This is a genomic window from Hungatella hathewayi WAL-18680, assembly GCF_000235505.1.
In the GTDB taxonomy this organism is placed as follows: Bacteria; Bacillota; Clostridia; order Lachnospirales; family Lachnospiraceae; genus Hungatella_A; species Hungatella_A hathewayi_A.
Genome location: NZ_JH379027.1, coordinates 2487165 through 2499045, shown reverse-complemented (window position 1 = coordinate 2499045; position 11881 = coordinate 2487165). Strand labels below are relative to the sequence as shown.

Below are 11881 nucleotides of genomic sequence, written 5' to 3'. Positions count from 1 at the left end.
TTATGGAAGGGCCACACTGGACTCCAGTTCCTTCTTTATCTCCTCAAACCATACGTTAAACGCATCTTCCGTAATAAAACTGCCGGCCGCCTCCTCTAGAGTCTTCCCCTCCTCCAGCAGCTGCAGCACCTGTTCCCTGTCAGCCGCGGCCTTGTCGGACAGCCCGTATTCCAGCACTTTTCTGGCTTTTGCCCCGCCGTCAAATGCCTTGTTGGTGTACAGATTGCTGGTGGCCACCATGTCATAGGCAGTCAGAAGCGTGTCGTACTCCTTGGTGGACATCTCCAGGTTTTTATCCTGAATCACCGCGTCCAGCGTTTCTTTATTATTGGCCTCCTTCTTCACCGGAATATACCCGGAGGTACAGCCAAATTCCGTATTCCGCTCCGCCTCGGTGAACCATTTTAAAAATACAACGGAGGCGTACTCTTGCTCCTTCGTTCCCTTTGCCACAACCATACCGGCGCCCTGCTGGATAATGTAGGGCTCAGCTCCCTCAAATATGGGAGCCGGCATTACCAGGCACTCAATAGGGGTAATCTTGTCGCCAATCTCCGTCTGGTCCGGGAAATAGCCGGCGGAGGCGATAGAGCCGGTGTAGGCCGCCAGTTCTCCAATCTTTAAGTCATCCGAGCGGAATCTGCCATAGGCCCCGAAATACCCCTTCACATACGGCACGTAATAATTCTGCCATATTTCATAAAAGACATCCCTGTCAACGTTCAGTGTCACCTTCCCGTTCTCCACGTGGAAAAGCTCCACGCCACGCTGCATGGAACCGATGATAAAAAGGTTCGCCATGGCGTCACGGCCATAAAAGGCTTTGCCGTCATTGGGGACATCCGGAGTCTTGGCGTCCGTCCAGTCAAAATAGAGGGCGGCTGTCTCCGTGATGCCCTCCACTGTCTTCAGACTGTCCTCCGTCACGCCCGTGTCCGCCGCGAACTCATCCCAGACTGTCTTGTTGAGCATCAGCACTTCCGTGGATTTGGCAATCGGGAAAATCTTTAACTCTCCATTTAAACCAATCCGCCCCTCCTCTATGTAGGAATCCAAATATTCCGCCTGCTCCTCAGCCGTAAAATAGGGAGCCAAATCTGCCAGCGCCCCCTCCTTCTCCAGCTCATAAGCCGTATCGGCGTAGGAGGAGAAGAGATTTGGCATGGCGTCGCTGCCCACTTCCTTCCGGCTGGCCGCCAGTACCGCCGTCTCCAGCTCCGTCACATTGCCCTTGCTGTGGCTCTCCACATAGATGCCCTGCTCTTTTCCCACCGTGTCATTGAACTCCGACACCATTCTGGCAAATGCTGCCTCCTGGGCGCCGTTGTAATAATGCCATACCGTAATGTCCACCGGTTTGTTCTTGTCAAGTTTCACGGCCTCCGTTCCACTCTTCTCCCCACAGCCGGTCAACAACAGACACCCACTGAGAACGACTGCGGCTCCGATTCTTTTTACACATTGGTTTATTTTTTTCATGAGACCCTCCCGTCTTAATTTTACGCACTAAAAAAGCTCAGTCCCTTTGATTGCTCAAAGGTCTGAGCTCATCGTGCAGAAGAAGGGAGTCGAACCCTCAAGGTGTTACCACCACACGGACCTGAACCGTGCGCGTCTGCCAATTCCGCCACTTCTGCATCATGCGGGAGATGGGACTTGAACCCACACGAGCATACACCCACAAGATCCTTAGTCTTGCCTGTCTGCCAATTCCAGCACTCCCGCGCTGCGGTGCTTCAGAATTCTCAGTCCTCTGAAACAGCCTAGATTATATTATCATTAACTTCCGTTTTTGTAAAGCGTTTTTTTGCAAATTTTTTCTAAAACAATATTCCATCCTCGTTTGTAAAATTAAATTCCACCCCAAAGTCACGTTGGGGGGGCGGACCCATTTCTTATTAGACTATTCTTATTTACTGAAAACTAAAAGACCAGATTAATTATCCATTTGGTCTATATTTATCCTTACAACTCTTTCAATTGGTACTTTAATGATACAGCAGAGTTGTGCCAATGTTAAAATTGTTAGTACCTCTCCATGTTTTAGCTTATGTATAGTTCTCTTGTTCACTCCTCTATTTATTAATTGATAGGTAGAAATGTTTAATTCTTTTATTGTTTCCCAAAATGGACTATAATCATACGGCATTTGTGTACCTTCTTTCTATAATTATCTTTACATAAAATTATAGATTTAATTCAATCAAAAAGTTATACCTACCATCGTAGGTACTCAATGCCAGTACAAACTATAAAGGTACAAAAAATATACCTATTTTATAATAAAATTTTCATAAATACATAGATTTTTTTTTGTTAAAATGTTATACTTACTATCGTAAGTATGATTAGCACAAGTATATATAATGGAGGTACTAGAGAGATTATGAAGTTTTTTAAAAAAAATAGGATTAGAAACAGGTTATAATGCTTTAGGTGGATTCAATAAGTTTTTAATGGTTTTGATGTGGTTATTGCCCATTATTCTAGGAGATGTTTTAAAGGGTAATTTAATGGCTGCCATATTATTTTTTATTCCTTTTATAATTTTAATTCTAAGAAATCTAAAAATGAAAAAAATAAATTACATAATTGAAGTTTCTATTTTACAATTAATAATAAGTCCTTTTATTTTTCTGCTGATTATTTATAAGGTTTATGAAACTTGGACAGGTGCAGGAAAAAAAGCTGCTGCAACAGCAAAAGTAAATTATGCGGAAGTTAGTTGGTCAGGAAATAGAATTTATGATGATAACAGAGCAAGAGAATTAGGTTACTCAAACGTTCAAGAGGCTATAAATGATGGAATGGCTTATAATGGAGTAAAAATATTTTAAACACTAAAAATATACTTGTGCTAAACATTCCAGATACCCTCATTATCACCCCAATCAACATACTACCGATGAAAGGAAGCTGATTTTTGATATGCGCAGACGTAATCCCCATGCCGGCCTGATTGTTTTCTGGGTCAAACTCAGACAACGCGGCTATCAACGTTCCCCTCCTGGTCTCTATCATTTCCTCAAGAAACAGGGTATTCTGGCACAAACTAATAAAGCCATTTACGCCACGCCATAACGGAAGGTAGATCGCAGTCATCATAAGGATAATAAGAGGTTCTATGCAGCCAATGTAACATATGCTTGGCACCCCCACATTTTTGCAAATTTTTCTAAAACAATATTCCAGTTCCGGCCAGTCATTCTTTTATGCCTCCGACAAAAACTGCTCAAACCGCCTGATATTCTCCTTTTTTTCCAATCACCACAATGATGTCCCCGCTGACAAACCGGTAGTCCGGGCGGACCTCGATTTCGGTGGTGGTTCCGTTTTCCAGGGCGATGATGTTTAAGGCAAAGCGGCGGCGCAAATCGGCCTCCTGGACCGTCTGGCCGGTCAGAACCGGGGTCAGGACAATCTCGGAGACGGTGATGTCGTCATTTAGCCGGATAAAATCCAGGGCGTGGGGGGATATCAGGCGCATGGCCAGACGCTGGGCCAAATCCCGCTCCGGGTAGACAACCTCAGCCCCGATTTTCTCCAGCACACAGCCCTGGTCCCGGCTGGTGGCCTTGGCGATGACACGGGGGATGCCCATGGATATCACGTTCAGTGTTGTCAAAATGCTCTTGTCTATCTGCTCTCCGATGCAGACGATCACCGTCTGACAATTCTGTATCCCCGTACTCTCCAGCGTCTCCCGCTCCAAATCCTGGACGACAAATGCTTCCGCCACCAGATTCCTGATTTGCTTTACCTTACTCTCAGTATTGTCAATCACCATCACTTCCCGGCCGGCTTCCGCCAGAGACGCCGCCAGCGCGTAGCCAAAACGCCCCAGACCGATAATGCCAAATTCAATTCCACCCTGTTTTCTGCTCATGTTCTGATCTCCCTCTTCTTTTCTTCTATCACCATCTTTAACCGATTGTCACATCTTCTTCCGAATACCAGGCGCCAGCCATGGGTTTGAATGTCCAGATGGTCGCTATGGTCAACGGCCCCAGACGGCCGATGAACATGGTCAGTATCAAAATCATTTTCCCATATGCCCCCAATTGGGGTGTGATGCCTGTGGAAAGTCCCACCGTGCCAAAGGCGCTGACGACCTCAAAAAGCAGCTGGAGAAAACTGTATTCCGGCTCCACGATGCACATCAGGTACGTCTGCACGCAGACCACCGCCACGGCGATGGCCGTGATGATATAGGCCTGGGACACGATTTCGTCGGGAATCCTTCTTTTAAATGCCCCGCACCGCTGGTTGGTCGCCGCCCCCAGCACGCTGCGCCAGAGGACAAAGGTGGTGGTGGTCTTGATACCGCCTCCGGTGGACCCCGGTGACGCACCGAGAAACATGAGGATTATCAGCACAAACAGACCGGCCGCCGTAAACTCCCCGATGGGGTAGGTGGAAAATCCCGCTGTCCTGGCGGAGGTGCTCTGGAAAAATGCTCCCAGCCAGGTGATGTCCTCCGAAAGCTTCAAAAGGATGGTGCCTGCGGCCAGAAGAGTCACCGTCATCACCAGAACCACCTTGGTATGTAAGGAAAACTTCTTCCAGGAATGGACCTCCCACACTTCCTTAATCACCAGAAAGCCCAGGCCGCCAAAGATAATCAGCCCGCAGGTTGTCAGGTTGAGGAGCACGTTGCCCTGGTAAGGAATCAGGTTCCTAAGGCCGCCTAATATGTCAAAGCCCGAGTTGTTGAACGCTGCCACCGAGTGAAAGGCGCTGATGCCGAGGGCCGTCAACGGCGGATAATCCTGCACAAACACCAGAAAGCTGAGCGCCATCCCCGCCAGCTCAAAGCAGAGTGTCATAAACAGAATGGCTTTCACCAGACTGATGGCGCCCTTCACCGACCTTAAGTTCATGGTGTCCCGGATAATCACCCGGCCCTTGATGCCGATATTCTTCCCGGCAAACAGGATAAAGGCTACGCCCACGCAGGTAACCCCCAGGCCGCCTATCTGAATCAGCAGGGCCACCACCGTCCTGCCAAACACATTGAAATGCTCCGCCGTGTCGATGGCAATCAGACCGGTGACACAGACGGCGCTGGTGGAAGTAAACAGCGCGTCGAGAAAGGACACACGGACTCCCTCATTGGCGGACACCGGCAGCCACAAAAGCAGGGCGCCTAGCAAAATTACCGATGCAAATCCAAGTACAACCAGCCTGGCAGGGCTTAAATTCCTGAGATAGCGATGCATGATAAGTTCCTTTCTGTTTTGATAATCTCATCAATTTCCGTGAGTATATCATCCTGTTTATGGAAAATCAATGTTGGGGGCCAATGCTTAACGGTATCTTAATGGCCGAAAAAAATCTTCCTCATTTTCTCCATTTACCCTCTTGACAATCTCCGTCATCCTAGTATAATACATTCTATGAGCGGTATAAAAAGATATCCTCATTATTCCTTGATAGCTCAGTCGGTAGAGCACGCGGCTGTTAACCGCGGTGTCGTTGGTTCGAGTCCAACTCAGGGAGTTTTTTCTGTTCGGGAGAACATGGCTGTGATGGGCCATGTTCTTTTTTTGTGCCTTTAAACATCAAAAAAGGACGTTCCCGCCGCCGTACTATGGCTCAGGAACGTCCTTTTTATCGTAATGATATTTTATTGATCGATTAAGCAATCTTGGATTTTGCCAGCTCTGCCAGTTTTGCAAAGCCTTCTGCATCGTTGATCGCCATGTCGGATAAAATCTTGCGGTTCATCTCAACACCGGCCAGCTTCAGTCCATACATGAACTTGCTGTAAGATAAGCCGTTGATACGGGCTGCTGCGTTGATACGGGCAATCCATAACTGTCTGAACTGTCTCTTTCTCTCTTTTCTGCCTGCATAAGAGCTGGTTAATGCTCTCATTACGGACTGTTTTGCTACTCTATACTGCTTGGAACGAGCGCCACGGTAGCCTTTTGCCATCTTTAACACTCTGTTATGTCTTTTTTTAGCGTTCATACCGCCTTTGATTCTTGCCATCGGTGATTCCTCCTTCTTAACCTCGAATTATAAATATGGTAAAATCTTCTTCATTACTTTTGCGTTGGTTGCATCCGTAACGATATCTTTTCTAAGATTTCTTTTTCTCTTAGTGGACTTCTTAGTTAAGATGTGAGATTTGTAAGCTTTGTTTCTTACTAATTTTCCTGTTCCGGTTTTTTTGAAACGCTTCGCTGCTGCTCTGCTTGTTTTCATTTTAGGCATTGTATTTTCCTCCTTGATAATTATCTATTTTAACTTTTTTTAGCAGTTAAAAACATGACCATGCTTCTTCCTTCTACCTTTGACGGCTTGTCAATCACTGCAATGTCAGCCAGGCTTTGTGCAAAGTCATCCAGGATGTATCTGGACTTTGACATATGTGCCATCTCACGACCTCTAAAGCGCAGAGTCACCTTCACCTTATCGCCCTTCTCCAAAAACTTGCGGGCGGCGCTGGTCTTCGTGTTCAAATCATTCGTATCGATATTCGGAGACAAACGTACTTCCTTCACCTCGATCGTCTTCTGCTTTTTCTTTGCTTCTTTTTCTTTTCTTGCCAGTTCGTAACGGTATTTTCCGTAGTCGATAATCTTACAAACAGGCGGCTTTGCAGTAGGGGCAATCTTCACCAGGTCCAGTTCCGCGTCCTTGGCCATCTGTAAGGCATCTTTCACGGATACGATACCCAGCTGCTCTCCGTCCTCCCCAATGAGTCGAACTTCCTTGTCTCTGATTTGTTCGTTAATCATTAAATCGCTAATTGTCGTGCACCTCCATAAAGTGTGATTAAATATTGGAATTTGCAATAAAAAAGCAGATAGAACATACTCTATCCACCATACGTCTAAAACACAGCACACGGCTATGTATTCTCTCATATGAACCAGGGTCACGCGCTTGTGCCGAGGTGAGGTGGATACCTGCTTTCCTGTCAGTTATTTTCATAACCTGTATTACTATACTATTTCCGTGGGGAAAAGTCAAGTACTTTTTTTCTTATTGTATTTTCCCCCGCCGGATAGTATAGTTATTCTGGAACTGATAATAGAAGGAAACGATAACATTTTTAAAAAGGAGGACCTGTATGTGGTTCGTGCTTGCGCTGCTCTCGGCTGTCTTTGCCGCTCTCACTTCCATTCTGGCCAAAATCGGAATTGACGGGGTGAACTCCAATCTGGCTACGGCCGTCCGCACGGTGGTCGTGGTACTTATGGCCTGGGGGATGGTGTTCCTGACCAATACCCAGGGCGGGATTTCGGCGATCAGTAAGAGAAGCTGGCTCTTTCTAATCCTCTCCGGTCTGGCAACCGGCGCTTCCTGGATGTGTTATTACAAAGCGCTCCAGATTGGACAGGCATCCAAGGTGGTTCCTGTGGACAAGTTCAGCATTGTGATTACGCTGATACTGGCTTTCGTGATTCTCCACGAGCCCATGTCCGTGAAGACCATCATCGGCGCCGTGCTGATTACCGCCGGGACTTTTGTGATGATTCTGTAATGCTTCAGGAATATTCGATGACACGTAACTGAAAAACGCAGCTGCCGCTACGAGACATTTTATCGTCCCTTTCGGTAACTGCGTTTTTTGCTGCATGCTCTGTGCAGGACTTGCGGTCCTGTCTTATTTCGCCTTGAATGTGGCACACTCGGTATGTGTTGCCTCGGTGGCTCCGTCGCCGGCGATGCCGATGTGCTCGGCGGTGCAGTGGCGGTCTTCGTTGTAGACGCATTTCACGGCTTCGCAGTCCACTTCCAGACGGCTCTCCGGTGTCTTGAACAGGTTGTGGAAGGCACCGTCACGGTTCTCGTCGAAACTTCCGCAGCAGGTCTCCTGTTTATCCTTGGCATCCTGGCCGTCCACGATAATTGCCTGCTTGCAGCAGCAGTTATCCGCATTGTGAAGACAGCTTGTTACATTACAATCCAACTTTGTCATCGCATATTCCTCCTTCAGACCAAACTCCCCGGGAAAGCCGCCCAAATGGCAGGCTTCACGAGTGTTTTCTTTCTATGACAGGATTAGTATGCACGTTTTTTGATAAATTTATTATTTAAAATATTTTACGCCGGATTCGAAGATTTTTAAATCCTGTTCGCCGTAAATGTTCATGGCCACGGCCTCGCCCCGTCTCTCAGAGTGAGCCATCTTGCCCAGGATTCTTCCGTCCGGGCTGGTAATGCCCTCAATGGCCATGTAGGAGCCGTTTGGATTCCAGAACTCGTCCATGGTCGGCGTTCCGTTGTCATCCACGTACTGGGTGGCAACCTGGCCGTTTTCAAACAGTCTGTTCAGCCACTCGTCGTTGGCCACAAACCGTCCCTCCCCGTGGGATGCCGGGTTGCAGTACACGCCGCCAAGCTCGGCGCCGGCCAGCCATGGGGACTTGTTGGATACCACCTTGGTGTAGACCATCTTGGAGATGTGGCGTCCGATGGTGTTCATGGCCAGAGTCGGGGAATCCGGACGCTGCTGGGCGATAGTGCCTTCCGGCAGCAGTCCCAGCTTAATCAGAGCCTGGAAGCCGTTGCAGATTCCAAGCATCAGGCCGTCTCGCTTCGAAAGCAGGGCCTCTATCTCCTCTTTAATCACCTGGTTTCGGAATACCGTGGCGAAGAATTTGGCGGAGCCCTCCGGCTCGTCGCCTGCGGAGAAGCCGCCAGGGAACATGATAATCTGGGCCTGGGACACTTCTTTTCGGAAACATTCCACGGACTCTCTGATATCTTCCGCGCTTAAGTTCTTAAATACCTTCGTCACCACGCTGGCGCCGGCCCGCTCGAAGGCTCTGGCGCTGTCGTACTCACAGTTGGTGCCTGGGAATACGGGGATGAAGACATTTGGCTGCGCCACCTGATGCTTGCACATGTAAATGTTCTTCGCCTCGTAACAGTTGTCAGTCACGGCAGTCTGCTTCACACCGGACTTAGTCGGGAATACATCCTCAAGTGTCCCGGTCCAGGCGTCCAGGGCCTCGTCCATGGTGATAGCGGTATCCGCATATTCCAGCAGGCCGGTATCCGTCACCTCGCCAATCACGGTGTAGGTGATGGACAGTTCGCCCACCTTGCCGTCCGGCACCTCGCAGACGATATTGCCCCAGCCGGCGCCGAAGAAGTCTCTCTTGTCCACATTGTGTTCAATCTTCACGCCCAGCTTGTTGCCGAAAGCCATCTTGCTGACCGCCTCAGCCATACCGTGGCCTTCCACCGCATAGGCGGAAATGATGCGGCCCGCCTTGATATCCTCATGCAGCTTGGCGTAGCCGTCCATAATCTGGCCGTACACCGGCAAATCGTAGTTGTCTCTCTCAATCTGAAATACCACCAGCTTGCTGCCCGGCTTCTTAAACTCCGGTGTGATGATATGCTTGTGGCTTGCGATATCCACCGCAAAGGAAACCAGTGTCGGCGGCACGTCAATCTCGTTAAAGGTTCCGGACATACTGTCCTTGCCGCCGATGGACGGCAGCCCAAATCCCAGCTGTGCGTTGTAAGCTCCCAGAAGCGCCGCAAATGGCTGGCTCCAGCGGGACGCTTCCCCGGTCATCCGGCGGAAATATTCCTGGAAGGTGAACCGGATTTTGCTGTAATCACCGCCGGCGGCCACAATCTTCGCCACGGAGGACAGCACGGCGTAAATGGCTCCGTGGTAAGGGCTCCAGCTGGATAAATATGGGTCAAAGCCGTAGCTCATCATGGTAACAGTGTCCGTCTTTCCTTCCAGCACCGGCAATTTGGCTACCATGGACTGGGTCTCGGTCAGCTGGTATTTTCCGCCGTAAGGCATGAACACGCTGCCGGCGCCGATGGAGCCGTCAAACATTTCCACCAGCCCCTTCTGGGAGCAGACATTGAGGCCTTTCAGCATGTTCAGCCAGGTCTCTTTGACATCGCCAACTTCGCTTCTGTCGAAGGGGTTCCCCTCCTTCACTGGCACTTCCAGCACCACGTCGGCCTCCTGGTGGGCGCCGTTGGTGTCCAGAAACGCGCGGCTGATATCCACGATATTTTTCCCGCGCCAGTTCATCACCAGACGCGGCTCCTCGGTTACCACGGCCACAGCCACGGCTTCCAAGTTCTCCTCCGCCGCGTAGGCGAGGAAGGTGTCGACATCCTTCGGGTCGATGACCACGGCCATTCTCTCCTGGGATTCGGAGATGGCAATCTCGGTTCCGTCAAGACCCGCATATTTCTTTGGCACCTTATCTAAGTCGATGGTTAGACCGTCAGCCAGCTCTCCGATGGCTACGGACACGCCGCCGGCTCCAAAGTCGTTACATTTCTTGATAATTTTGCTGACTTCCCCGCGGCGGAACAGTCTCTGGATTTTCCGCTCGGTGGGAGCATTTCCCTTCTGAACTTCCGCGCCGCAGGTCTCGATGGACTCCTCGGTGTGAACCTTGGAGGAACCTGTCGCACCGCCGCAGCCGTCACGTCCGGTACGTCCGCCTAACAGGATAATGATATCGCCCGGGTCGGAGGTCTCACGGATGACATTGCGTCTCGGAGCCGCGCCCATGACCGCGCCGATTTCCATTCTCTTGGCCACGTAGTTGGGATGATAGATTTCCTTTACGTATCCGGTTGCCAAACCAATCTGGTTGCCATAGGAGCTGTATCCGCTGGCGGCTCCGGTCACAATCTTTCTCTGGGGCAGTTTGCCGTGAAGAGTCTCTTCTAATGACTTGGTCGGGTCTGCCGCGCCGGTGATTCTCATAGCCTGGTAGACATAGGTACGGCCGGAAAGCGGGTCGCGGATCGCGCCGCCCAGGCAGGTAGCCGCGCCGCCGAATGGCTCAATCTCCGTTGGGTGGTTGTGGGTCTCGTTTTTAAAGTTGACCAGCCATTCCTCCCCCACTCCGTCGATCTCCACCGGCACCACAATGCTGCACGCATTAATCTCGTCAGATACTTCCAAATCCTCCAGCTTGCCTTCGCTTCTCAATTTCTTCATGGCCATCAGAGCCAAATCCATCAGGCAGACGAACTTGTCGTCACGGCCTTTGTAGATGACTTCCCGGTCAGCCAGATACTGCTCGTAGGTCTCCTTGATGGGGGCCTTGTAATCGCCTTCGGTGAAGGTGACATTTTTAAGCTCCGTCTGGAAGGTGGTGTGGCGGCAGTGATCGGACCAGTAGGTGTCCAGGACACGGATCTCCGTCATGGACGGGTCCCTGCGCTCCTCCGTCACAAAGTAATTCTGAATGTGCTGGAAATCCTTGAAGGTCATGGCCAGATTCAGGGACTGGTACAACTCCAGCAACTTCTCTTCCTCAAAATGCTGAAAACCGTTAAAGATGATCACATCCGCCGGTGTCTCAAAAACCGTCACCAGAGTCTCCGGCTTGGCGCTGTCAGTCTCCCTGGAATCCACCGGGTTGATGCAGAAGGATTTGATGGCTTCCACCTGCTCCGGTGTCACATCACCGTGTATCACATAGGTGGTGGCCGACTGAATCACCGGCTCCTCATCCTCTTTTAACAGCTTCACACACTGCTCGGCGGAATCCGCCCGCTGGTCAAACTGGCCCGGCAGGTACTCCACGGAGAATACCACATCTCCCTCTTCCTTTGGAAATGTCTCCTCATACAGGGTGTCCACAGGCGGCTCGGAGAAAATGGTCCCCTTCGATGCCTCGTAGGTGGCCTCCGACAGATTCTCGATATCATAGCGGATTAACACCCGCACATCGCTCACGGTGCTGATTCCCAGATAGCTGGCAATCTCCGATTTCAGCTCGTTGGCCTTGACTGCGTATTCCGGTTTCTTTTCGACGTAGATTCTCTTGACGCTCATATTGGTCCTCCTTGAATTCCTGTGTTTGTGGGATTCTGAATGGTGTGAATTTTATTCGCCGGGATGGTTTCCCCATCCCCCTGAATA

The 11881-nt window shown here is 50.0% G+C and carries 10 protein-coding genes, 3 tRNA genes and 1 pseudogene; 4 read left to right on the top strand and 10 right to left on the bottom strand.

Annotated features, from left to right (window positions below; all coding sequences use genetic code 11):
• The 3 genes from HMPREF9473_RS11220 to HMPREF9473_RS11210 all read right to left on the bottom strand — a co-directional run bounded on the left by HMPREF9473_RS11220 (position 1) and on the right by HMPREF9473_RS11210 (position 1725).
• Positions 1–1479 carry an extracellular solute-binding protein gene (locus tag HMPREF9473_RS11220; RefSeq protein WP_006780223.1) on the bottom strand — a complete coding sequence of 493 codons (1479 nt, stop codon included), beginning with the start codon at positions 1477–1479 and terminating at the stop codon, positions 1–3.
• A gap of 74 nt (positions 1480–1553) precedes the next feature.
• Positions 1554–1637: transfer RNA gene (locus tag HMPREF9473_RS11215), tRNA-Leu, on the bottom strand.
• Positions 1638–1641: 4 nt separating this feature from the next.
• Positions 1642–1725: transfer RNA gene (locus HMPREF9473_RS11210), tRNA-Leu, on the bottom strand.
• 731 nt (positions 1726–2456) lie between these two features.
• On the opposite strand from HMPREF9473_RS11210, the gene HMPREF9473_RS11205 reads away from it, so the two are divergent.
• On the top strand, positions 2457–2837 hold the full coding sequence (locus tag HMPREF9473_RS11205) for a hypothetical protein (RefSeq protein WP_034858318.1): 381 nt from the start codon (positions 2457–2459) through the stop codon (positions 2835–2837).
• Between the two features lie 209 nt (positions 2838–3046).
• Positions 3047–3150, top strand: a pseudogene (locus HMPREF9473_RS28740) (IS481 family transposase); the annotation flags it as partial.
• An 82-nt stretch (positions 3151–3232) separates the two neighbouring features.
• Here HMPREF9473_RS28740 and HMPREF9473_RS11200 read toward each other — a convergent pair.
• Both HMPREF9473_RS11200 and HMPREF9473_RS11195 read right to left on the bottom strand, forming a co-directional pair.
• Positions 3233–3886, bottom strand: coding sequence for a potassium channel family protein (locus HMPREF9473_RS11200; protein WP_006780222.1), 654 nt, complete (start codon positions 3884–3886; stop codon positions 3233–3235).
• Between the two features lie 37 nt (positions 3887–3923).
• Positions 3924–5219, bottom strand: coding sequence for a TrkH family potassium uptake protein (locus tag HMPREF9473_RS11195; protein WP_006780221.1), 1296 nt, complete (start codon positions 5217–5219; stop codon positions 3924–3926).
• Between the two features lie 207 nt (positions 5220–5426).
• Here HMPREF9473_RS11195 and HMPREF9473_RS11190 point away from each other — a divergent pair.
• Positions 5427–5499: transfer RNA gene (locus HMPREF9473_RS11190), tRNA-Asn, on the top strand.
• Positions 5500–5637: 138 nt separating this feature from the next.
• Here HMPREF9473_RS11190 and rplT read toward each other — a convergent pair.
• From rplT to infC, 3 genes are read right to left on the bottom strand one after another with little or no spacing between them, the layout of a single operon-like run.
• The gene (rplT, locus tag HMPREF9473_RS11185) at positions 5638–5994 is read right to left on the bottom strand and encodes a 50S ribosomal protein L20 (RefSeq protein WP_006780220.1); all 357 of its coding nucleotides are present in this window, start codon (positions 5992–5994) and stop codon (positions 5638–5640) included.
• A gap of 27 nt (positions 5995–6021) precedes the next feature.
• Positions 6022–6219 carry a 50S ribosomal protein L35 gene (rpmI, locus tag HMPREF9473_RS11180; RefSeq protein WP_006780219.1) on the bottom strand — a complete coding sequence of 66 codons (198 nt, stop codon included), beginning with the start codon at positions 6217–6219 and terminating at the stop codon, positions 6022–6024.
• A 29-nt stretch (positions 6220–6248) separates the two neighbouring features.
• Complete coding sequence (gene infC / locus HMPREF9473_RS11175) at positions 6249–6746, bottom strand: translation initiation factor IF-3 (RefSeq protein WP_006780218.1); 498 nt, start codon at positions 6744–6746, stop codon at positions 6249–6251.
• A gap of 335 nt (positions 6747–7081) precedes the next feature.
• On the opposite strand from infC, the gene HMPREF9473_RS11170 reads away from it, so the two are divergent.
• Positions 7082–7495, top strand: coding sequence for an EamA family transporter (locus HMPREF9473_RS11170; RefSeq protein ID WP_006780217.1), 414 nt, complete (start codon positions 7082–7084; stop codon positions 7493–7495).
• Positions 7496–7618: 123 nt separating this feature from the next.
• On the opposite strand, the gene HMPREF9473_RS11165 is transcribed toward HMPREF9473_RS11170, so the two are convergent.
• Entirely contained in the window at positions 7619–7933 is a 315-nt protein-coding gene (locus HMPREF9473_RS11165) for a DUF1540 domain-containing protein (RefSeq protein WP_006780216.1), read from the bottom strand.
• A 111-nt stretch (positions 7934–8044) separates the two neighbouring features.
• Positions 8045–11794, bottom strand: coding sequence for a phosphoribosylformylglycinamidine synthase (locus HMPREF9473_RS11160; protein WP_006780215.1), 3750 nt, complete (start codon positions 11792–11794; stop codon positions 8045–8047).
• Positions 11795–11881 lie beyond the last annotated feature (87 nt).